Source organism: Chryseobacterium sp. GVT01B (genome assembly GCF_019970045.1).
GTDB lineage: Bacteria > Bacteroidota > Bacteroidia > Flavobacteriales > Weeksellaceae > Chryseobacterium.
Genome location: NZ_JAHXYI010000008.1, coordinates 131039 through 151106, shown reverse-complemented (window position 1 = coordinate 151106; position 20068 = coordinate 131039). Strand labels below are relative to the sequence as shown.

Genomic DNA, 20068 nt, shown 5'->3' with positions numbered 1-20068 from the left:
GATTTATTCAAACAAAAATGAAGTAAGCGGACTTGAAGCTTCGGCATGGCTAGCAATTGCCCCCAATCCTGATTCAAAAGCTCTTCTTCCGGCAATAACTCCTTCTTTAAAAGCCACAGCCATATTCAATGGATTTCTTGCAACAGCAATGGCAGTATTCACCAAAACAGCATCTGCTCCCATTTCCATGGCTTTTGCCGCATCTGACGGTGCACCAATTCCTGCATCTACTACTACAGGAACATTACTCTGGCTGATGATTATTTCCAGAAAATCCTGTGTTCTTAATCCTTTATTGGTTCCGATAGGTGCTCCCAAAGGCATTACTACAGCTGTTCCTGCATCTTCAAGACGTTTGCATAAAACAGGATCGGCATGAATGTAGGGCATCACCACAAATCCCAGTTTGGCAAGTTCTTCGGTTGCATATAAAGTTTCAATAGGGTCTGGTAACAAATATTTCGGATCGGGATGAATTTCCAGTTTTACCCAGTTTGTTTCCAGTGCTTCTCTGGCTAATTGTGCCGCTAATACAGCTTCTTTTGCGGTTCTGGCTCCGGAAGTGTTAGGGAGAAGATGAACATTGGTTTCTCTTAAAGAATCAAGCAGATTTTCTTCATTGGATTGGGCATCAATTCTTTTTAATGCCATAGTCACCATATCGGTTTCTGATGCGATGACAGACTGTACCATATCTCTCAGACTTCCGAATTTTCCTGTTCCTAAAAACAGTCTTGATTCAAAAGTTCTTCCTGCTATTTCTAATTTCTGATGGTTCATATCATTACTTTTTTTAATTCATTAATAATGGTCGGCTGCTTTGTAATTATTCCGGATACGGCAACACCATAAATTCCGATCTCCTGTAACGGCAAAATATCTTCAAGGCCAACACTTCCGATTGCAAATATTTTAGGAATGTCAATTGATTGCTCTCTTAAACCATCTATGATTTTCTGATATCCTTCAAACCCAAGAACAGGGCTTAATTTTTCTTTGGTTGTGGTAAATCTCAATGGCCCCAAACCGATATAATCACAAGATTCATTGATTCTCTGTATGACATCTGAAAGAGTATTTGCTGTTCCACCAATAATTTTATTTTCTCCCAGAATCTGTCTGGCTTCTTCTACAGCGCTGTCATTTAATCCTAAATGCACACCATCCGCATCAATTTCTTTCGCTATTTGTATATGATCATTGATGATACAAACCGATTGATATTCTGAACAAAGTTGTTTTGATATTTCACAAAGATGAATCAATTCATTTTCAGGAGCAATTTTCCATCGAACCTGTACCCATTTGACACCGTTGTCAAGGGCTTTTCGGATACAAAGTTCCTGTTCCTGAAGGGTATTTCCCTGTGATATGTATTGTAATTTTTCCATTTTTCTATGAATGCGTTCCCAGTAAAGAGGGATTGCTTTTTAAAAATTTTTCGATGTATAATTTCCCATTTATACAGGCAGTTTCGATGTTTTCACCTTTCGCAAGTTCTGCTGTAATGGCTGATGATAAAACACAGCCGGAGCCATGTTTAGGAAAATAGGCTGCACTACTTTCAGTTGGAGTTAAAACAATTTCTTTTTCGTTTTCAACTAAAATATCCGTTCCTAAATGATCATCTCTATGTCCTCCTTTGATCAGCAATGAGCATTTATTGGAATCCGGTAAAAGATTATTTTCCTTTAAAATTTTGTATTCATTATAATTGGGAGTTATTAAACTGAGTTTATTAACTGTATTTTTTAATTGAGGAAGTGTTTCAAGATCAAAAAAATTGAATTCGGAAGTGCTTTTAAGAACAGGGTCCCAAACTATTTTTACTTCGGGATCGTTGCTCTTTACCTTTTTTATAATTTCATCCAGAAATTCTGCATCTTTCACAATTCCGATTTTCACTGCTGAAACGGGATAGCTTTCCAACAATACCTGAATTGCTTTTGTCACTTCCTCCAATAGCCGCCATTCAAGACTAAGACATTGGGAAGCTGTTTGCAATGTCAATGCTGTACATACTCCCAGCCCAATCACTTTCGACTGTTCAAAGGTTTTACAATCTGATAATAAGCCTGCTCCACCACTGGGATCAAAGCCTGCTATACTTATGACATAAGGGCGTTCCTGCATTTTTTGAATACTTTTAAAGGTTCTTCACTTTCCCAGATAGCGCCTAATAAAGCTGCTCCATTGGCATCTGCCTCGAAAACTTGATGAATATTATCCTGATTAATTCCTCCAAGGGCAATCAATTTCACGTCCGGATTATTCCGATGTTGTATTTCTTCCTGAATGGTTGAATTCAATCCATATCCTTTTTTGGATATACTTGGAAAGAATGGGCTTATAAAAGCATATTCCCATTCTTTATCCAAAGTATTGTATGTTTTAATATCGTGTACCGATGTTGAAATGGTCTCCTCTTTCACAAAAGGCTTGTATATATCTTCCTTTCTATCAATCTCTCTGAAATGAAACCTTGAAATAGTAAATTCCTTTCCAAGATCGTAATGCGTATGCAGTACCAGTTGTGGATAGAAAGCTTCATCAATCTGAGTAATAAATTCAGTCATTTCATTTCTGCTGATCCATGGTTTTCGGATATGAAGCAGATCAAGACCTTCCTGAAACATCTGATTGATACTATCTGTTTCCTTTGGAACCATCAGATCAGGAGTGATAACAAAGATCATATATAAATTTCTTTACCTTTCTCAATGAACTCCTGTGATTTATCCAGCATTCCCTGTTCTGCGGATTCACGAATTTCCTGGGTAATTTTCATAGAACAGAATTTTGGTCCGCACATAGAACAGAAATGCGCAATTTTTGCTCCTTCTGCCGGTAAGGTTTCATCATGGTAAGCTCTTGCAGTTTCAGGATCTAATGAAAGATTGAACTGATCTTCCCATCTGAATTCAAATCTTGCTTTACTTAATGCATTGTCTCTGTATTGTGCTCCCGGATGACCTTTTGCCAAATCTGCCGCGTGGGCTGCCAATTTATAAGTAATTACTCCAACTTTTACATCATCTTTATTCGGAAGTCCTAAATGTTCCTTTGGTGTTACATAACAAAGCATTGCACACCCGAACCATCCGATCATTGCTGCCCCGATTCCGGAAGTGATGTGATCATAACCAGGTGCGATGTCTGTTGTTAATGGTCCTAAGGTATAAAACGGAGCTTCATGGCATTCTTCCAGTTGCTTTTCCATATTTTCTTTAATCATGTGCATCGGAACGTGTCCCGGGCCTTCAATCATTACCTGTACATTATGTTTCCATGCTATCTTTGTCAGTTCACCTAAAGTTTCCAGTTCGGCAAACTGAGCGGCATCATTGGCGTCTGCAATAGATCCCGGACGAAGACCGTCTCCCAAAGAGAAAGCAACGTCGTATTTCTTCATAATCTCGCAGATTTCTTCAAAATGAGTATACAGGAAACTTTCTTTATGATGGAACAAACACCATTTTGCCATAATAGATCCACCTCTGGAAACAATTCCGGTGACTCTTTTCGCTGTCAAATGAATGTATCTCAACAAAACTCCCGCATGGATGGTGAAGTAGGAAACTCCCTGTTCTGCCTGTTCAATAAGGGTATCTCTGAAAATTTCCCATGTCAGATCTTCCGGAACTCCTTTTACTTTTTCCAATGCCTGATAGATTGGAACTGTACCAATAGGAACCGGACTGTTTCTGATGATCCATTCTCTTGTTTCATGGATATTTTTTCCGGTTGAAAGGTCCATAATGGTATCAGCTCCCCATCTGCAGGCCCATACTGCTTTTTCCACTTCCTCTTCAATACTGGATGAAACAGCGCTATTCCCGATATTGGCATTGATTTTCACAAGGAAATTTCTTCCAATGATCATCGGTTCACTTTCCGGATGGTTGATATTATTGGGAATAATAGCTCTTCCGGCAGCAATTTCGTCTCTTACAAATTCCGGAGTAATCTTACTTTTCGGAGTATTCGCTCCAAAGCTGTGTCCCGGATGCTGAAAAGCCATTTCTTTAGACACAGAATCAAGCTGTTCTATTCTTTGATTTTCCCTGATTGCCACATATTCCATTTCCGGAGTAATGATTCCCTGTTTTGCATAGTAAAGCTGGGTCAGTTCTTTTCCTTCCTGTGCTACTTTGGGCTTATGATCATAGGAAAATCTTAATTCATCAAGACGTGGATCTGCTAAACGGGCTTTTCCGTATTCAGAAGTAATTCCGTTCAGGATATTCACATCATTTCTGTCCAGAATCCATTGTTCCCTGATTCTTGGAAGTCCTTTCTGAATATCAATAACTGCATTTTCATCGGTATAAGGACCTGAAGTGTCGTAAATAGTAACCGGAGCATTATGTTCAAAGCCGCCATTGCTAAGTTTGGTGGGGCTAAGCTGTATTTCACGCATTGCTACATTGATAGGGTGTAATGTACCTTCAACATAGATTTTCTTTGAGTTCGGAAATGGCGAACATGTAATGGAGTGAGCCATAAGTATTGGTATTAAATATGAGAATTAACCGCCCTGAGTGGCAGTGATGATTAAAACTGAATCGTTGTTGTTAAGGATGGTTTCCGCCCAGAATGTCAGGGGAATAATGCGATTGTTGAGGGCTACAGCAATACCTTTCTTTTTTCCAGGCAGCTCAATAGCCAGTAATGCTTCCAGATTTTCAGGAAGTACATCAAATGTTTTTCGGGTGTGGTTGATTATAAGTTCCATTCCTAATATTTTAAATATACTTTAGGAATGGCTATTATTGTACAATAGAATGTACAGCAAAAGTCATCTACTTTTCCCTACGCTGGTATGATCCAGATCAGGTTCAAAGGGTAAAGTCTCAGTCTGTTGGTAACAGACACCCCTAAAGTTTGAGACGAAGTTAGACATTTTTTTAGAATGGGCAAAATCTGAAATGATTTTAAAGAAAAAAGACCATCTCAATTTTGAGACAGTCTTCACTTTTATTTTAAATAGTTCTTTTAGTAAAAAAGCTTCAAGCTTCCATCAGAATTATATTGATTAGTCCAGTTTGATTGGCTCAGAAAAAATTCGGAGCTATAAGGTTTAAACTCTTTTGAAAATCTTCTTTGAGGATTATTTTTTGATAATGAAAAGTAAAAATAATCTTCAAAAATACCCAAATTCTTAAATGGATTTTGTGCAGAATCAAAGTTATCAAATGTAATTTCATTCGTAACATAAGCATCAATATTATTATGCTTTTCAGTTTTAATTGCCTTTTCTAAATTTCCTGAGGTGTTATAAATAAACTTTTCTACGTAGGTCAAAATATAATCTTGTGGATCAGTTGGATCGTATGGAACATTAGGATATTGAGTTAAAATCTCAGTTAACTTTCCTGAAGCGTCATAAGTATAGGACAAATACTTATCCATATATGAATTATTAACCTGTGGAATAACTACTTTACTAACTCTACCTTGGTTATCAAATTCAAATCTTCTTTCCTTCAACTGAACATTGAAACCAGGGTCAGAGCTGTAATCTTTCATAATTGCTGTATTTCCTGTATAGGTTACCGCTGTATAAACAGATTTTGAATAAGCATAAGGAAACCCTGTACTACTAGAAAGTTCCAACTTTCCTCCTACTTTTTTACTAATTCTTCCCTGAGCATCATATTCGAATATATAATTTTGTTCCCATCCATTAAAGACAGGTGACAAAACAGGATAATTCCACGATATTTTACTAGTATTTTCAGTAATCGCCTGTTGTGAATTATCAACCGGCAATTCATCATTGTCTGAACAAGATGCCATAACCAGCAATGTGGCTAATAAAAGTGATTTGAATTTCATGGTATAGTTTTATAATATGCTTATTCTTCACAAGCTCTCCAGATCGCATCATTCTGCGGAACAGGAGCTATGATTTCAATATTTTCTTTGGTTACGGGATGAATAAACTCAAGTTTCCTTGCATGAAGATTGATTCCTCCATCCGGATTGGAACGTGGTGCTCCATATTTCAGATCACCCTTAATCGGAATTCCTGTTTTGGATAATTGTGCTCTGATCTGGTGATGTCTTCCCGTTTCAAGGTCAATTTCCAGCAACAAATAATTGTCTAATGTCTTGATAACATTATAGGTAAGAATTGCTTCTTTTGCGCCTTCGGTAGCTTTAGGAAAAACAATAGTTTTATTATTCTTTTCGTTTTTCTTTAAATAATGTACCAGCCGCTGACTTTGGGGAATCATTTCTTTACCCACAACCGCCCAATATGTTTTTTTTACCTCCCGGTTTTTTACCATCTGCGTAAGACGGGAAAGTGCTTTGGAAGTCTTGGCATAGATCACCAGCCCGGAAGTTGGACGGTCTATACGATGAACCAAGCCGAGAAAAACATTTCCCGGCTTAGCATCTCTTATTTTTATAAAATTCTTGATGGATTCTAATAGTGATTCATCACCGGTTTTATCACCCTGAACGAGCTGGCCAACCTTTTTATTAATCACCAGAAGATGGTTGTCTTCATATATAATCTGCTCCTTCATACTTCTTCCGTCTATCTTCTTCTATTGGATAATGAAAGGATGATTCCCGCCAGAAGCCCTACTGTTTTTACTGCAGAAAGTTTTGAACCTTCCGGAATGAATGCTCCCAATACACAAATGACAGCGGCAGCATACATAGCATAGACAAAATTCTTATTGGTAAGCAGTGGAGCCTGAATAAAGAAGCTCGCACCTATCAGAACATAAAAAACTTTTCTTGAAAGTAAATGATTGATTTCCGGGGAAAATAAATTAAACCATCCTACAGCAAGACAAATCAGTGCTGCAATAGATAATATTCCCTGGATAGATTGTTGATTCTGCATAGATTAATAGCTTTCGTTTTCGTTTGGAAACTCTACATTCTTCACATCTTTTACATATTGAGAAACGGCTCCTGTAATTTCTGTGTAAAGGTCAAGATATCTTCTTAAGAATTTCGGACTGAAACCTTTGTTCATCCCTACCATATCATGATATACTAAAACCTGTCCGTCACAATCTGCTCCGGCACCGATTCCGATAGTAGGAATGGAAATGCTTTCAGTCACTTTTTTCGCCAATTCTGCAGGTATTTTCTCCAATACAACAGAAAAACAGCCTAATTCTTCCAAAAGCTGTGCATCAGCAATCAGTTTTTCAGCTTCTGCCTCTTCTTTAGCTCTTACTTTGTATGTACCGAATTTATAAATAGACTGTGGTGTTAATCCCAGGTGTCCCATTACCGGAATTCCTGCATTGATAATTTTTTTAATTGATTTGGAAATTTCCTTTCCGCCTTCAATTTTCACAGCATGTGCTCCACCTTCCTTCATCATTCTTACCGCAGACTCCAAAGCTTTTTCAGGATTACTCTGATAAGTTCCGAAAGGTAAATCTGCTACAACCAAAGCCCTGTCGGTTCCTCTTACCACACTTTGAGCATGATAGATCATTTGATCCAGCGTAATAGGCAATGTGGTTTCAAAACCGGCCATTACATTTGCTGCAGAGTCTCCAATCAAAATAGCATCTACTCCACCTGCATCTACCATCTTTGCTGTGGTAAAATCATAAGCTGTAAGCATTGTTATTTTTTCCTTGTCGAATTTCATTTTACGCAAGGTTTCAGTCGTAACTTTTTTAATTTCAGAGTGAACAGACATAATTTATCTATTTTTAAAAGTTAAAAAGTCGGCCTTCAGCCGACTTAAGTTTTTGTATGATTTATAAAACTACGTGACCGAGTTTCATGAGTTTGTCGTGATTTAAGATCTTGATATTTCTTCCGTCTACTTCAATGAGACTATCCTGTTTGAATTCTGAGATCAGACGGATGGCACTTTCTGTAGCGGTACCGATGATATTGGCAATTTCTTCTCTCGTTAATGAGATCTTGATGAAGCCTTCAGGATCTACTCCCAGCTTCTGTTCCAAAAGCAGCAGTATTTCAGCCAGTCTTTCTCTTACCGTTTTCTGGGCAAGGAAAGTAATGGTATTTGAAGATTCTCCTAATTCGTATGAGATTTTCTGAAGCATTACGAAAGACAGTTGCGGATCTACTTCCAGAAGATACATGAAAATATCTGCGGGTAAGAAAACACATTCAATATCTGTCATAGCTTCTGCTTTGGCCTGGAAATTTTCCCCGCAAAGCAAAGAACGATAGCCGATGATATCCCCTTCTTTGATAAATCTTAAAATTTGATCTTTTCCGAACGCACCTGATTTCGAAAGTTTGGCAGCCCCCTTTTCCAGAACAAAAACTCCTTTTGGAGTTTCACCATCCTCGAAAATGGTATCATGTTTCTGAAAACTCAGTTTCTTTTTGCCATTAATGTATTTTTCAAAATCTGCGCTAGAAAGTCTTTCTTTAAATGATTTATCATTAAAAACTCTGGCGAACCTCTCTTCAATTGCTATCTGTTGTTCCTGCGGCATTTTATATGATATTTATCACAAAAATAGAACTTTTTAACGCGATAAACAAAAAAATTTGTTATAATTTTGTAGTTCAATATTTTATGGGGTGAGCGAGAACTGTTTTCATTGTGGTCAAGGGATAGAAAAAGAGAGAATTTTATTTGATGAAAAGACTTTCTGTTGTAATGGATGTAAGTCTGTTTACGAAATTCTAAATTTAAATAATTTAAGCAATTTCTATGAGCTTAATAAAGGAGCGGGAATTCGTCCGAATGATGAAAATTCTACTCAATTTGACTACTTAGATACACCGGAAATTTTTGAAAAAGTGACTGATTTTTCTGAAGGAAATACCAGTCTCGTTACATTCAAAATCCCTGTAATCCATTGTTCTTCATGTATCTGGCTATTAGAAAGCCTTCATACATTAAATAAGCATATTAAATATTCGCAGGTTAATTTCACAAGAAAGACCTTACAGATTTCATTCAATCATAACGATCTGAAATTAAGCGAACTCGCTAAATTTTTAACTAACCTAGGATACAAACCGGTTATCAGCCTTGAAACCGCTGACAAAAATGAAGATCATCTTGACAAATCTTTATTAGTAAAATTTGCCATTGCTGCTTTTGCTTTCGGTAACGGAATGTTCCTTGCCTTTCCTGAATATATCGGAGGTGAAGATTATTGGATGGACCATTATAAAGGCTTATTCAGAACCCTGATATTCCTTCTGGCAACGCCTGTTGTATTTTACTCAGCTTCAGATTATTATAAATCCGCATGGTATGGTTTAAAAAATAAAATCGTCAACATTGATGTTCCGATTGTCTTAGGAATTTTCGTTCTATACGGGAGAAGTATTTATGAAGTCGTGACAGATTATGGCCCAGGATATTTCGATACTCTTTGTGGACTTTTATTCTTCATGCTTCTCGGAAAAATTTTCCAAAAAAGAACATACAATGCACTTTCCTATGACAGAGATTACAAATCCTTCTACCCGATTGCCGTAACAAAAGTTGATTTTGAAGGAAAACAGGATAATATTTTACTGTCCGAAATAAAAGTGGGTGACAGAATTCTCGTTAGAAACCAGGAAATCATTCCGGTAGATGCTATTCTGATCAACGGAGAAGGAAATATCGATAACAGCTTCATCACTGGAGAAAGTGAAAGTATCAGTAAGCAACCTGGTGATAAGATTTTTGCCGGAGGTAAGCAGATAGGATCTTCTCTGGAACTGGAAGTGATTAAGGATGTTGACCAAAGTTACCTTACCCAGCTATGGAACAAAGAAGCCTTTAAGAAACACGAAACAGGGCTTGACACACTGACAAACAATATCAGTAAATATTTCACATTCATTATATTAGGCATTGCTCTTGTTGCAGGAACCTACTGGGCATTTATTGATCTGGAGAAAATGTTCCAGGTGATTTCAGCTATTCTGATCATTGCGTGTCCTTGCGCTCTTGCACTGTCTGCACCGTTCACTTTCGGTCACATTATGAGAATCTTAGGCCGAAATAAGTTTTATGTAAAAGACACTTTAACGATTGAAAAGATTGCGAAGCTTGACACGATTGTTTTTGACAAAACCGGAACGATTACCCACAGAAAAAAATCAAATATAAAATACGAAGGACCAGAAATCAACGAATTTGATTTACTGAATATTAAAACATTATTAAAGAACTCCAACCACCCGCTTTCAAAATCATTGTATGAATTCATCGAAGTGAATGATGATTACTTCCCAGTAGAAAATTTTGTTGAAATTTCAGGAAAAGGATATGAAGCCAATGTAAGAGGAAACCTTTATAAAATCGGGTCTGCCCGTTATAATGATCAGGAACCTAAAAATCTGGAAACAGCGGTTTATATCAGCAAAAACGGAGTGTATTTGGGTAAATTCATCTTTAAGAATGAATACCGTCCGAAACTGAAAGAGCTTTTCACAAAATTAACCAGCTACAAAATATTTATCCTGAGTGGAGATAATTCCTCAGAAGAAAACCAGCTTAAAGAGCTTATTCCAAATTACAAAGGAATGGCCTTTAACCAAAACCCGGAAGACAAGCTGAATTACATTAAAAACCTTCAGGATCAACACATGAAAGTTGCAATGCTAGGAGATGGTCTTAATGATGCCGGAGCTTTAAAACAAAGTAATGTAGGGATTGCAATTGCTGACGATACAAATAGTTTTACACCATCCTCTGATGTGATTATGAACGGTGATAAAGTGGTCACCTTGGACAATTACCTGAACGTTTGTAAGGGCTCTATCACCATTGTGAAAATGACATTTATAATCAGTTTTCTATACAATATTGTTGGTTTAAGTTACGCTGTCACAGGGCATATGCATCCGCTCTTCGCTGCAATCATCATGCCAATCAGTTCGATCACCGTGGTTACCTTTACTACACTTTCAACCTGGATTTTAGGTCGGAAGTATTTCAAAAAACAGGCTTAAAAGCCCTTATTTAGACTGATTTTAAATTAGCTGAAATCGTCTTTTCGTGATGAAAGTCATTATTTTTCACTAAATTTGAACCCCGAAAATAGGTTAATTTTGTTGTCCAATGGATATTCTATATTTAATGATCCTCTGCAGTGTTTCTTTGGCTGCGATTTTCTTGGTCGTATTTATAGTGTATGCCCGAAAAGGACAGTTTGAAGATGATGAATCTCCGGCTGTCAGAATCCTTTTTGATGATGAAAAAGTCAAAGAAAATGATGAATCTGGCAACAAAGATAAAGACGAGAAAGAAATAGGAGAAAATAATAAAAATTGAGAAAAATAGTGAATAGTTGATATGGAAACACAGAAGTTTAGTTATGACAATAGTATTGTCCGTGCGTTCCTTTATGCGACCTTAGTTTTCGGTCTTATAGGGTTTACGTTCGGGCTTACGGCGGCATTAATGCTTTTCTACCCTGAATTACCTGAATTCTTTTTCGGGACAGATGACACAACCATCAAAAGTTTGGCATCAGGAAATATTCAAGGTTTAATAAACACTCATGGTGCATTTGGTTTTGGTAGAATCAGAATGCTGCACACCAACACCGTAATCTTTGCATTCGTTTGTAACATTGTTTACACGGGTATTTATTACTCATTACAGAGATTATTAAAAACAAGAATGTACAGTGACACTTTGTCTTGGTTACATTTCTGGACTTGGCAGTTTATGATCGTTGCTACGTTCGTTACGTTCTTTATGGGGATCAATACCTCTAAGGAATATGCTGAACACGAGTGGCCGATCGACATATTGATCGCATTCTCATGGATCATTTTTGGTATCAATATGTTCCTGACTATTTCAAAGAGAAGAGTGAGACACCTTTATGTAGCCATTTGGTTCTACATCGGTACATGGATTGCAGTAGCAATGCTTCACATCTTCAACAACCTTGAAGTACCTTTATCTTTCACAGGCTGGAAATCTTATTCAGCATATGCAGGAGTAAAAGATGCTATTGTACAGTGGTGGTATGGACACAATGCGGTTGCATTCGTATTGACGACTCCGGTTCTGGGTTTAATGTATTACTTCCTTCCGAAGGCTGCAGACAGACCGGTATTCTCTTATAAACTGTCTATTATTCACTTCTGGTCATTAATTTTCGTATATATCTGGGCTGGTCCTCACCACCTTCAGTATACAGCTCTTCCAGCTTGGGCTCAGGCGGTAGGAACAGGTTTCTCTATCATGCTTATTGCACCATCTTGGGGAGGTATGTTAAATGGTCTTCTTACATTAAGAGGAGCTTGGGATAAAGTAAGAGAAAATCCTATCCTTAAGTTCTTCGTAGTAGCTGTTACCTGTTATGGTATGGCAACGTTTGAAGGACCGCTTTTGGCAACTAAAAACATCAACAAAATTGGTCACTTTACAGACTGGGTTATCGGTCACGTACACTTAGGAGCTCTTGGATGGAATGGTTTCATGGCATTCGGGGTTATCTATTATTTGGTACCAATTATGTGGAGAACAAAACTTTGGTCTGTAAAATTAGCTAACTGGCATTTCTGGTTAGGTACTTTAGGAATCATTTTCTATGCAGTTCCAATGTATATTTCAGGATTCACACAAGGATTAATGTGGAAGCAATTCAACCCGGACGGAACCTTATTATGGAAAAACTGGTTGGATACAGTAACGGCTATTATCCCTTACTTCAAAATGAGATTCGTAGGAGGTTTATTCTATATCTCAGGATCTATCCTAATGATTGTAAACGTAATTGCTACGGTAAGAAAAGGATCGTTCCAGAAAGAAGTTCCTGCTGAAGCTCCTGCATTAGCAAACATCAGTAAAAACAGAAAAGAAGGAGAAGGTACTCACCTTTGGCTGGAAAGAACTCCGGTATTATTAGGTATTTTATCTTTCATTACAATATCTATTGGTAGTTCAATTGAAATCATTCCTACACTATCTCTTAAGAAAAGTGTACCTACGATTTCAGCGGTAAAACCTTATTCACCACTTGAACTTGAAGGTAGAGATATTTATATCCGTGAAGGATGTAACGCTTGTCACTCTCAGATGATCAGACCGTTCAGAGATGAGATCACAAGATTCAACGGTAAAAACGGACAATACTCTAAAGCAGGAGAATTTGTATACGACAGACCATTCCTATGGGGTTCTAAGAGAACAGGACCGGATTTACATAGAGAAGGTGGTAAAAACCCAAGTTCTTGGCACTACAAACACATGTATAACCCAAGATCAACTTCTGCAGGTTCTATCATGCCTCGTTACCCTTGGTTAATTGCTACAGACTTAGACAGAACTAAGATGGTAGACAAAATGAAGCTGATGAAAAATGTATTCGATGTTCCTTATTCTAAGGCTGAAATCGATTCTGCAGACAAATGGGCAAACAACCAATCAGCAAAAATTGTAAAAGATATCTTCTCTGAAGCAAATGACCTTAAGCAGGCTTATGCTAAGAGACCTCAGGGAGAACTAGAGAAAAAAGAAATTGTAGCTCTTATTTCTTATCTTCAGAGACTAGGTACAGATATCAAAACAACTGAAATCAAAACAGCAAGTAATAACTAAAAAACATTAAAAGGTTCATATTATGATTCCTCAGAACTTTAAAGATATATTATCCAATACAGAAAACGCTGGTTTCTACCAGACGCTGGCTCTGATTTTCTTTATGCTGTTCTTCATAGCTTTAGTAATCTATGTTTTTAGCAGGCCTAAGAAATATTACAAAGAAGAAGAAGAAGCACCACTTGGGGATGATGAGGATGACGATTTTAATTTAAAAAATTAAACTATTTTTTATGAAACAAAGAACACCTGTTGTAGTAAACATCTTAATAATAATCGGGCTTTTAATAGTTTTTTATTATTTATTTGTACAGAGCTACGCGTTCCTAGCTTCGCCTTACTTCTGGGGAACTGTTGTGATCGCTGGTATCCTTGCCTATATCCATAGCGCCATTGGAGATCTGATTGAAAACAACAAATTCAAAAAATTATCTCCGGAGGAGAAAGCAGCTTATTTAGCTGAAAAGAAAGTTCCTTTCTTAAAAAGAATGTACCAAAGTGCTTTCAAAAAGCAAACGGCTTCTGAAGAAAAAGATATCCTTATCGACCACGGTTTCGATGGAATCATGGAGCTGGATAACCAATTACCAAAATGGTGGGTAGGTTTATTCTATTTTGGGACCGCTTTTTGTATTGTATATATTGCTGCATACTCTTTCACAGACTTCGCTCACCCGTTAAGCGAATATGAAAAAGAATATAAAGAGCAGTTAGCCAGTATTGAAGAATACCAAAAAACTCAACCTCCTGTAACAATAGAAACGGCTAAGTATTCAGCTGATAACATTGCAGAAGGTAAAGAATTATTCAAAACAAACTGTGCATCTTGTCACAAAGAAGACGGTAGTGGAGGTATTGGACCAAACCTTACTGATAACTACTGGATCAACCAGCCTGAGAAAACGTTATTCAAAAACGTATTCCATATGGACTGGAATGGTTCTCCTACTAACCCTGCGATGAGAGCATTCGGTAAAAACGGAGAAGTTTCAGGTGCAGAAATTGAAAAGATTGCAGCGTATGTATATCATATCAATCAAGAGCAACCACCAGTGACTCAGGCTCAAGGAGGAGCAGCTCCTCAAGGAACTGAAGCACATTGGGAAAAAGAATAATTTAAAAAATTAGAAACATATGAAAAAAACATAATTTGTTATTAGATTAAAATAGTAACGAATTATGTTTTTTCTTTTTTAAAACCTATTACATATGTCAGACATAGAAGAAATAGAAGTACGCGGCGGACAGGGACAGGTTCTGGACCCTGAAACTTACAGAGATTCTATAGGGACAATGGAGCAATCCGGAAAAAGAAGATGGGTATTCCCGAGAAAGCCTAAAGGGAAATATACCAACTATAGAAACATTGTAAGCTATTTATTATTAATTATTTATTTTACATTGCCGTTCATCAAAATCAACGGTAATCCATTATTATTGTTCAATGTCATAGACAGAGAATTTTTCATCTTTGGACAGCCTTTCTATCCACAGGACTTTTTTATCCTAACTTTAGGTGCTATTGCCTCTTTAATCTTTATTATTGTTTTTACGATTGCGTTCGGAAGAATTTTCTGCGGGTGGATTTGCCCTCAGACAATTTTTATGGAATCGATCTTCCGTAAAATAGAATATCTGATTGAAGGTGACAGAAACAAGCAAATGAAGCTGGACAGACAGGAGTGGAACAGCGAAAAGATCTGGAAAAGAAGTTTAAAATGGACTGTTTACATCATCATTTCATTAATAATCACCCACTTCATGTTCATGTATATCGTAGGATATGAAGAAGTATTCAAGATCATTGGTGAAGGGCCATTTGCACACCCTACCAATTTTATCGTAATGATTCTTCTTACTGCTGCATTTTACTTTGTATTTGCATGGTTCAGAGAGCAGGTTTGTACATTGGTATGCCCGTACGGAAGACTTCAGGGAGTATTAATTGATAAAGATACAATCAACGTTTTCTATGACTTCAAAAGAGGAGAAAACAGATCAAAATGGAGAAAAGGAGAAGACCGTAAGGCTGCAGGCAAAGGAGATTGTATCGACTGCCACCAGTGTGTAGTGGTATGTCCTACGGGGATTGACATTAGAGACGGACAACAATTGGAATGTATCAACTGTACAGCCTGTATTGATGCCTGTGATGAAGTAATGGAAAAAGTAGGACTTCCAAAAGGATTGATCCGATATGCTTCTGAAAACGAAATTGAAAAACAAACTCAATTTAAGTTTACAGGAAGAATGAAAGGATTTACCGTATTCTTATTCCTTCTGGTAGGATTCTTAGGATACCTTCTTTACAGCCGTGGTGAAATGGAGGCTAAATTCATTAAACCGGCAGGAAGTACATTCTTTGTAAAAGAAGGTAAAATTACCAATACTTATAATTATACTTTCCTGAATAAGACAAACGAGAAAAAGATCGTTACCATCAAAGTAATTGATCCTGCACATGGTGAAATCACTTACAGTGCGTCCAGTAAGATTCAGGTAGACCGGGATAAAATTTCTAAAGGGACAATTAATATCAGCTTCCCGGAAGATGAAATGAAGCTTTCTAAACAGAATATTACCATTGGCGTTTACGATATGAAAGGTAAATTGATCGATTCATATCAGACTTATTTTGAAGGGCCATTCAAACTGCAATTTTAATTAGATAAAAATGAAGAACTTTAGTTGGGGACACGGTGTTGTAATTGCATTATTAGCATTTATAGTTTTTATATTATCCATGATGTTCCTTTTCCCGAACGGGCAGAAGAACTCTGAAATGGTAACGGATAATTATTATGAAGAGGAGTTGAAATATCAGGATGTCATTGATGCTAAGAAAAAGGCAGATGAATTACCGGAAAAACCTGTATACAGCCAGGATCCTAAAGGGATTAAAATTACTTTTCCAAAAGAATATAACAACTCAAATACTACGGTAAAATTTGTTTTAAACAGAACCGACGACCAGAATTTAGATATCAAAAAATCTGTGCAGCTTGATGCCAGCCAATCTTTCACAATTCCTTCACAGGTATTGAAAGTAGGAAACTACACCTTAAGATTAAGTTGGACAAAAGATAAAACAGACTACCGAATGGATTATGATGTGATATGGAAATAGGACTTATTGTATCGGCTATTGCTTTAGGCTTTGCTTCCGGATTTCACTGTATCGGAATGTGCGGACCTATTGCTTTATCGATGGGATTAACCAAAAAACAGGCTGCCAATTTCTATCTTCAGAACCTTACTTATCAATTCGGAAGAATATTCACCTATTCATTATTGGGTGCGCTTCTTGGAATTATCGGGCAGGGATTTGAAATGGCAGGTTTCCAGAAATATCTGACTATTACTGCAGGAGTTCTTCTGATCATTATGGCTGTATTTTCGTTTGGCGGAAAAGATTTTGCATCAAAAATTCCTTTCCTTTCCAAATTTTTATACTCTGTCAAATTAAACTTAGGAAAACTTCTTCAAAAGGCAGATTACCGTTCAAGATTCTCTACTGGCGTTCTTAATGGCTTTTTACCTTGTGGAATGGTTTATATGGCACTTACAGCAAGTCTTGCAGGCGGAGGAATATGGCAGGGAGCTTTATATATGGCTTTATTTGGTATGGGAACCCTTCCGTTCATGTTTGCCATTGTTCTGGCTGGAAATCTCATGAATCAGGCTTTCAGAGTGAAAGTTTTGAAGGCGGTTCCTGTAATCATGATTATTTTAGGAGGATTATTTATTCTAAGAGGTCTTGAACTGGGAATTCCTTATGTTTCTCCAAAAGCAGAAGCCATGACAATCTCTAAAGATCCAAACGGAGCTGTTAACTGCCATTAATTCGTATTTAAATACACCATGAAGAAAACCATTGTCTTATTTCTGATAAGCCTTTTTATGCTGCAATCCTGCAACATTAATACTGAAGTAATCTACCATAAAGATGCAGCTTCATCTATGATTACTGATATTGATACCAGGGAATTTATGGCTGAGATGCAGGCCATGACACCAGATTCATTACAAGACGAGAAGTTCAAGGATATGGATAGATTTCCAACCATCTGGACAAGTATGTATGATATGTTAAAGAAAGAAGGAAAACTGAAAACTGAAAATCAGGATACTATTAAAATCCTGAAAAAGTTTTTTTTGAAATCTGTAAAAGAAGACAACAAACCTGTTCCTGTTGGCTATTCCTTTAAAATGGATCATATCACGCCAAATGATTATGAATTAATTAAAAATTTTAATAAAAACGAAAAGTTACCCTTTGATCAAAATTTACTCAATATCTGGGATGGAAAAACATTAACCATTAATACAGATTTTTTCAACGTTAAAAATATTGAAGAAGTTCTTCAATCTAAAGGTTCAAAAGAGGAAACTCAACAAATGGAAGGAATGATGATGATGTTTTTCAAAAATATAGGAACAACATTAAAATTTGAAAATAAAATAAAGTCAATCACAGGTAAACATGACTGGTTAAAAAAGGTTGACGACTATTCTGTACGAATAGAATATGACCTGAAAGCCCTATATGACAAAGATTCAAAATTCAAAAACGCTGATAAAAAAATAATTATCGTTACAGAATAAAGCAAAACCCACCGAGATCCGGTGGGTTTTTATTGTATACTAAATTAACTGATTAATTTAGTTGATTACTTCAAATCTTGCATATTCTGCAATCTTCTTAGGAAGCTTGATTCCTTCCGCTGTTTGATTGTTTTCAAGCAATGCCGCCATAATTCTTGGCAGTGCCATTGCAGATCCGTTCAGAGTGTGAACCAATTGAGATTTACCATCACCTTTGTAACGGCATTTCAATCTGTTTGCCTGGAAAGTTTCAAAGTTAGAAACAGAGCTTACTTCCAACCACATTTCCTGCGCGGCACTCCATACTTCAAAATCATAAGTCATTGCAGATGCAAAACCAGTATCACCACCACAAAGTCTTAATACTCTGAATGGAAGCTCAAGATCTGTAAGGATTTCCTTGATGTGCTCTACCATTTCTTCCAAAACAGCGTAAGAGTTCTCAGGTTTTTCAATTCTTACAATCTCTACTTTTTCAAACTGGTGAAGACGGTTCAAACCTCTTACGTGAGCTCCGTAGCTTCCCGCTTCTCTTCTGTAGCACTGAGAGAATGCCGTATTCTTGATTGGAAGATCTTTCTCCTCAAGCAATACATCACGGTAAAGGTTTGTTACAGGAACTTCTGCTGTAGGAATAAGGTATAGTTTATCTTCGTTAATATAATACATCTGTCCTTCTTTATCAGGCAGCTGCCCGGTTCCAAATCCAGATGCTTCATTCACAACGTGAGGAGGATTTACTTCTGTATATCCTTTTTCTACGTTTTTATCTAAGAAATACTGAACCAAAGCTCTCTGCAATCTTGCGCCTTTCCCTAAATAAACCGGGAAACCTGCTCCTGCAATTTTAACCCCTAATTCAAAATCAATAAGGTTGTATTTTTTGGCCAGTTCCCAGTGAGGAATAGCTCCTTCACCAAGACCTTCTACCGGATGAGACTGGAAAATCATTTCGTTGTCATCAGCAGAAGCCCCGCTTTTTACTAATTCATTTGGAATGTTCGGAAGCTGGTACAGAATATTCAGTAAGTCATTTTCTTTAACTTCTAACTGGGATTTCAATTCTGAGCTCGACTCTTTGTATTGTGCTGTTTTAGATTTTGCAGATTCCGCTTCTTCTTTTTTCCCTTCTTTCATCAAAAGCCCGATTTCTTTCGAAATTTTGTTGATTTCGGATAGCTGGGAATCTAGTTCAAACTGGATTCTTTTTCTTTCGTCGTCGGCAGCGATAGCCTCGTCTACCAACTCAAGATTTTTGAATTGTCTTTTCTTAAGACCTTCTAAAACGCGTTCTTTATTGTCGCGCAAAAAATTGACTTGTAACATTTTATTTAGATGTTAAATATTAGATGTTTAGCTTATAATAAGCTAACAATTGTACAAATTTAAAAATTATTTTGTGATAGTTACAGTATTTATCGAAGTGGGAGCATTTTCATCCTTAGAAAATACCGGAACTTTGTTATATAGAACTTTTGAAACCTGGAATACCGTTGGCGTATTACGATACTGAACTTCCAAAGTATCAATCACATTATCACTTGCATTAGTACTTTTTGTATACGTAATCTGCATTCTGGAGTAGTAAGAATTTCCTGTCCCCGGATTATCAGGACTTATAGAATCCAGCCTTCTTCTTTTGGCTCCTGCCAGATACTCCATATAGAATAAGGAATCCGTTGTCATTCTTAACGAAACACTTACCGGAGCAATATCTTTGGTTCCAAACATATCATTTACCGAGAATCCAGTATAAGATCCGGTTTTTTTACTGTTCAGAAGATCCTGTCCAGTGCTGTTTTTCACATAGATATTAAGTAACTGATCTATTCTCTGCAAAGAATCATCATCACTTTTACAACTTACAAGTGCAAAAACTGCAACAAGTATGCTCCAAAAATATTTCATCATAAATACAAAGGTAAAATATTAATC

At 36.9% G+C, this 20068-nt stretch carries 22 protein-coding genes and 1 riboswitch; of the genes, 9 read left to right on the top strand and 13 right to left on the bottom strand.

Annotation, left to right across the window (positions count from 1 at the left end):
- Positions 1–3: 3 nt before the first annotated feature.
- From LC457_RS19780 to LC457_RS19730, 11 genes are all read right to left on the bottom strand, one after another.
- Positions 4–780, bottom strand: a complete 777-nt coding sequence (locus LC457_RS19780) for a thiazole synthase (RefSeq protein ID WP_223601387.1) — start codon at positions 778–780, stop codon at positions 4–6.
- Positions 777–1391 (bottom strand): thiamine phosphate synthase, encoded by a 615-nt coding sequence (locus LC457_RS19775; protein ID WP_223601386.1) that lies wholly within the window; start codon positions 1389–1391, stop codon positions 777–779. Before LC457_RS19775 ends, LC457_RS19780 begins: the two co-directional genes overlap by 4 nt.
- 4 nt (positions 1392–1395) lie before the next feature.
- Positions 1396–2133 (bottom strand): hydroxymethylpyrimidine/phosphomethylpyrimidine kinase, encoded by a 738-nt coding sequence (locus LC457_RS19770; RefSeq protein ID WP_223601385.1) that lies wholly within the window; start codon positions 2131–2133, stop codon positions 1396–1398.
- Positions 2109–2696: a thiamine phosphate synthase gene (locus tag LC457_RS19765; protein ID WP_223601384.1), complete on the bottom strand. Its 588-nt coding sequence runs from the start codon at positions 2694–2696 to the stop codon at positions 2109–2111. Before LC457_RS19765 ends, LC457_RS19770 begins: the two co-directional genes overlap by 25 nt.
- Positions 2693–4504 (bottom strand): phosphomethylpyrimidine synthase ThiC, encoded by a 1812-nt coding sequence (thiC, locus tag LC457_RS19760; protein WP_223601383.1) that lies wholly within the window; start codon positions 4502–4504, stop codon positions 2693–2695. Before thiC ends, LC457_RS19765 begins: the two co-directional genes overlap by 4 nt.
- 24 nt (positions 4505–4528) lie before the next feature.
- Positions 4529–4735, bottom strand: coding sequence for a sulfur carrier protein ThiS (gene thiS / locus LC457_RS19755; RefSeq protein WP_223601382.1), 207 nt, complete (start codon positions 4733–4735; stop codon positions 4529–4531).
- Between the two features lie 57 nt (positions 4736–4792).
- Positions 4793–4889, bottom strand: a riboswitch (TPP riboswitch).
- A gap of 106 nt (positions 4890–4995) precedes the next feature.
- Complete coding sequence (locus LC457_RS19750; protein ID WP_223601381.1) at positions 4996–5838, bottom strand: hypothetical protein; 843 nt, start codon at positions 5836–5838, stop codon at positions 4996–4998.
- Between the two features lie 20 nt (positions 5839–5858).
- The gene (locus LC457_RS19745) at positions 5859–6536 is read right to left on the bottom strand and encodes an RluA family pseudouridine synthase (RefSeq protein ID WP_223601380.1); all 678 of its coding nucleotides are present in this window, start codon (positions 6534–6536) and stop codon (positions 5859–5861) included.
- Positions 6537–6547: 11 nt separating this feature from the next.
- A complete protein-coding gene (locus LC457_RS19740; RefSeq protein ID WP_223601379.1) occupies positions 6548–6862 on the bottom strand; it encodes a hypothetical protein in 315 nt (104 codons plus the stop codon).
- Positions 6863–6865: 3 nt separating this feature from the next.
- Positions 6866–7681, bottom strand: coding sequence for a 3-methyl-2-oxobutanoate hydroxymethyltransferase (gene panB / locus LC457_RS19735; protein WP_047381678.1), 816 nt, complete (start codon positions 7679–7681; stop codon positions 6866–6868).
- Positions 7682–7742: 61 nt separating this feature from the next.
- Positions 7743–8456: a Crp/Fnr family transcriptional regulator gene (locus LC457_RS19730; protein WP_034692595.1), complete on the bottom strand. Its 714-nt coding sequence runs from the start codon at positions 8454–8456 to the stop codon at positions 7743–7745.
- Between the two features lie 88 nt (positions 8457–8544).
- Here LC457_RS19730 and LC457_RS19725 point away from each other — a divergent pair, with 88 nt between their 5' ends.
- The 9 genes from LC457_RS19725 to LC457_RS19685 all read left to right on the top strand — a co-directional run bounded on the left by LC457_RS19725 (position 8545) and on the right by LC457_RS19685 (position 18133).
- Positions 8545–10923, top strand: a complete 2379-nt coding sequence (locus LC457_RS19725; RefSeq protein WP_223601378.1) for a heavy metal translocating P-type ATPase metal-binding domain-containing protein — start codon at positions 8545–8547, stop codon at positions 10921–10923.
- 109 nt (positions 10924–11032) lie between these two features.
- Positions 11033–11245 (top strand): cbb3-type cytochrome oxidase assembly protein CcoS, encoded by a 213-nt coding sequence (gene ccoS, locus LC457_RS19720; RefSeq protein WP_223601377.1) that lies wholly within the window; start codon positions 11033–11035, stop codon positions 11243–11245.
- A 21-nt stretch (positions 11246–11266) separates the two neighbouring features.
- On the top strand, positions 11267–13528 hold the full coding sequence (gene ccoN, locus LC457_RS19715) for a cytochrome-c oxidase, cbb3-type subunit I (RefSeq protein ID WP_047377333.1): 2262 nt from the start codon (positions 11267–11269) through the stop codon (positions 13526–13528).
- Positions 13529–13550: 22 nt separating this feature from the next.
- Positions 13551–13751 carry a cbb3-type cytochrome c oxidase subunit 3 gene (locus tag LC457_RS19710; protein ID WP_002983870.1) on the top strand — a complete coding sequence of 67 codons (201 nt, stop codon included), beginning with the start codon at positions 13551–13553 and terminating at the stop codon, positions 13749–13751.
- 10 nt (positions 13752–13761) lie between these two features.
- Positions 13762–14643 (top strand): cbb3-type cytochrome c oxidase N-terminal domain-containing protein, encoded by an 882-nt coding sequence (locus tag LC457_RS19705; protein WP_223601376.1) that lies wholly within the window; start codon positions 13762–13764, stop codon positions 14641–14643.
- Positions 14644–14737: 94 nt separating this feature from the next.
- Complete coding sequence (gene ccoG, locus LC457_RS19700) at positions 14738–16192, top strand: cytochrome c oxidase accessory protein CcoG (protein ID WP_223601375.1); 1455 nt, start codon at positions 14738–14740, stop codon at positions 16190–16192.
- Positions 16193–16202: 10 nt separating this feature from the next.
- Entirely contained in the window at positions 16203–16655 is a 453-nt protein-coding gene (locus LC457_RS19695; protein WP_223601374.1) for a FixH family protein, read from the top strand.
- A complete protein-coding gene (locus LC457_RS19690) occupies positions 16646–17371 on the top strand; it encodes a sulfite exporter TauE/SafE family protein (protein WP_223601373.1) in 726 nt (241 codons plus the stop codon). The genes LC457_RS19695 and LC457_RS19690 overlap by 10 nt, the downstream gene beginning before the upstream one ends.
- An 18-nt stretch (positions 17372–17389) precedes the next feature.
- Complete coding sequence (locus LC457_RS19685) at positions 17390–18133, top strand: hypothetical protein (RefSeq protein WP_223601372.1); 744 nt, start codon at positions 17390–17392, stop codon at positions 18131–18133.
- 57 nt (positions 18134–18190) lie between these two features.
- On the opposite strand, the gene serS is transcribed toward LC457_RS19685, so the two are convergent.
- Together serS and LC457_RS19675 are read right to left on the bottom strand one after the other, a co-directional pair.
- Positions 18191–19459 (bottom strand): serine--tRNA ligase, encoded by a 1269-nt coding sequence (gene serS, locus LC457_RS19680; protein ID WP_223601371.1) that lies wholly within the window; start codon positions 19457–19459, stop codon positions 18191–18193.
- Positions 19460–19525: 66 nt separating this feature from the next.
- Positions 19526–20044, bottom strand: a complete 519-nt coding sequence (locus tag LC457_RS19675; RefSeq protein ID WP_223601370.1) for a hypothetical protein — start codon at positions 20042–20044, stop codon at positions 19526–19528.
- Between the last annotated feature and the right edge of the window lie 24 nt (positions 20045–20068).

Bases quoted from the DNA above. Each gene is read 5' to 3' on its own strand.
- LC457_RS19780 (WP_223601387.1), bottom strand. From the start codon at position 780: ATGAACCATCAGAAATTAGAAATAGCAGGAAGAACTTTTGAATCAAGA.
- LC457_RS19775 (WP_223601386.1), bottom strand. From the start codon at position 1,391: ATGGAAAAATTACAATACATATCACAGGGAAATACCCTTCAGGAACAG.
- LC457_RS19770 (WP_223601385.1), bottom strand. From the start codon at position 2,133: ATGCAGGAACGCCCTTATGTCATAAGTATAGCAGGCTTTGATCCCAGT.
- LC457_RS19765 (WP_223601384.1), bottom strand. From the start codon at position 2,696: ATGATCTTTGTTATCACTCCTGATCTGATGGTTCCAAAGGAAACAGAT.
- thiC (WP_223601383.1), bottom strand. From the start codon at position 4,504: ATGGCTCACTCCATTACATGTTCGCCATTTCCGAACTCAAAGAAAATC.
- thiS (WP_223601382.1), bottom strand. From the start codon at position 4,735: ATGGAACTTATAATCAACCACACCCGAAAAACATTTGATGTACTTCCT.
- LC457_RS19750 (WP_223601381.1), bottom strand. From the start codon at position 5,838: ATGAAATTCAAATCACTTTTATTAGCCACATTGCTGGTTATGGCATCT.
- LC457_RS19745 (WP_223601380.1), bottom strand. From the start codon at position 6,536: ATGAAGGAGCAGATTATATATGAAGACAACCATCTTCTGGTGATTAAT.
- LC457_RS19740 (WP_223601379.1), bottom strand. From the start codon at position 6,862: ATGCAGAATCAACAATCTATCCAGGGAATATTATCTATTGCAGCACTG.
- panB (WP_047381678.1), bottom strand. From the start codon at position 7,681: ATGTCTGTTCACTCTGAAATTAAAAAAGTTACGACTGAAACCTTGCGT.
- LC457_RS19730 (WP_034692595.1), bottom strand. From the start codon at position 8,456: ATGCCGCAGGAACAACAGATAGCAATTGAAGAGAGGTTCGCCAGAGTT.
- ccoS (WP_223601377.1), top strand. From the start codon at position 11,033: ATGGATATTCTATATTTAATGATCCTCTGCAGTGTTTCTTTGGCTGCG.
- ccoN (WP_047377333.1), top strand. From the start codon at position 11,267: ATGGAAACACAGAAGTTTAGTTATGACAATAGTATTGTCCGTGCGTTC.
- LC457_RS19710 (WP_002983870.1), top strand. From the start codon at position 13,551: ATGATTCCTCAGAACTTTAAAGATATATTATCCAATACAGAAAACGCT.
- LC457_RS19705 (WP_223601376.1), top strand. From the start codon at position 13,762: ATGAAACAAAGAACACCTGTTGTAGTAAACATCTTAATAATAATCGGG.
- ccoG (WP_223601375.1), top strand. From the start codon at position 14,738: ATGTCAGACATAGAAGAAATAGAAGTACGCGGCGGACAGGGACAGGTT.
- LC457_RS19695 (WP_223601374.1), top strand. From the start codon at position 16,203: ATGAAGAACTTTAGTTGGGGACACGGTGTTGTAATTGCATTATTAGCA.
- LC457_RS19690 (WP_223601373.1), top strand. From the start codon at position 16,646: ATGGAAATAGGACTTATTGTATCGGCTATTGCTTTAGGCTTTGCTTCC.
- LC457_RS19685 (WP_223601372.1), top strand. From the start codon at position 17,390: ATGAAGAAAACCATTGTCTTATTTCTGATAAGCCTTTTTATGCTGCAA.
- serS (WP_223601371.1), bottom strand. From the start codon at position 19,459: ATGTTACAAGTCAATTTTTTGCGCGACAATAAAGAACGCGTTTTAGAA.
- LC457_RS19675 (WP_223601370.1), bottom strand. From the start codon at position 20,044: ATGATGAAATATTTTTGGAGCATACTTGTTGCAGTTTTTGCACTTGTA.